The sequence below is a fragment of the Streptomyces sp. adm13(2018) genome (assembly GCF_008042145.1).
Taxonomy (GTDB): domain Bacteria; phylum Actinomycetota; class Actinomycetes; order Streptomycetales; family Streptomycetaceae; genus Streptomyces.
Genome location: NZ_RDBH01000199.1, coordinates 1 through 1,447 on the forward strand (window position 1 = coordinate 1; position 1,447 = coordinate 1,447).

Sequence of the window (1,447 nt, forward strand, 5' to 3'; positions counted from 1 at the left end):
CCGCCGCCCTCGCCGAGCCGGTCGACCTCGCGATCGTCGCCGTTCCCGCCGAACGGGTGCCGGAGGCCGTCGCGGACTGCGGCGAGCACGGCGTCCAGGGGCTGGTCGTCCTCTCCGCCGGCTACGCCGAAAGCGGCCCCGCCGGCCGTGAGCGGCAGCGCCAGCTGGTGCGGCAGGCCCGCTCGTACGGCATGCGGATCATCGGACCCAACGCCTTCGGCATCATCAACACCGCCGCCGACGTCCGCCTCAACGCCTCCCTCGCCCCGCAGATGCCGGCCGCCGGGCGGATCGGGCTCTTCACCCAGTCCGGCGCGATCGGCATCGCCCTCCTCGCCGGGCTGCACCGGCGGGGCGCCGGGCTCTCCTCCTTCATCTCGGCCGGCAACCGCGCGGACGTCTCCGGCAACGACTTCCTCCAGCACTGGTTCGACGACCCCGGGACCGACGTCGTCCTCCTCTACCTGGAGTCGATCGGCAACCCCCGGAAGTTCACCCGGCTCGCGCGCCGCACCGCCGCCGTCAAGCCGGTCGTCGTCGTCAAGGGCGCCCGGCACAGCGGCAGTGCGCCGCCCGGCCACCGGGTGCCCGTCACCCGCATCCCGCACGCCACGGTCTCCGCGCTGCTCCGCCAGGCCGGCGTCATCCGCGTCGACACCGTCACCGAGCTGGTGGACGCGGGTCTGCTGCTCGCCGCCCAGCCGCTGCCCGACGGCCCCCGGGTCGCGATCCTCGGCAACTCCGAGTCGCTCGGGCTGCTCACCTACGACGCCTGCCTCACCGAGGGACTGCGCCCGCTCCGGCCGCTCGACCTCACCACGGGCGCGGAGCCCGCGGACTTCCGGGACGCGCTCGCCGCGGCGCTCGCGGACGAGACCTCCGACGCGGTCGTCGTGACCGCGATCCCGTGGGTCGGCGAGAACGGCGCCACCGAGTTCGGCGACGGCGAGGTCCTCGCGGCGGCCCTCCGCGAGGCGGTGGCCTCCGCCCCGGCCCCCGCCAAGCCGGTCGTCGTCGTGCACGTCGAGATGGGCGGCCTGGCGGAGGCTCTGGCCGTCGCCACGAGCACCCGCCCGACGCCCCCGGGCGGGCCCGCCGGCACGGCCCCGACGTCCCGGGCGGCCGCACCGGGAACCGGGACGCCGCCCGCACCCGGCACCGGAACGCCGGCGGGGGCCGGGCACGGAGCCCCGGCAGGAGCGGGCCGTGCAACCCCGGAAACAGCGGGCCACGGCGCCCCGGCCGGGTCAGGGGCCGGTGCCGCGGTCTCGGCCGGGTCCGGCCCCGCCGACCCGACCGGTTCCGGTTCGGGCGCGGCGCCCAGCCCCGGTCCGGGCGTCCACGCCGGGCACGGCGCCGACGCTCCGGGTCCGGTTCCGAGCCTCGGCGGCGCGGCCCCCGGGCCGCCGAGCGGGCCGTGCGGGCGTTGGCCGAGGCCGTGCGGTAC

1 pseudogene is annotated in these 1,447 nt (G+C 78.2%); it reads left to right on the forward strand.

Going from position 1 to position 1,447, the window contains the following annotated elements:
- A pseudogene (locus EAO70_RS35515) lies at positions 1 to 1,447 on the forward strand (CoA-binding protein); the annotation flags it as partial.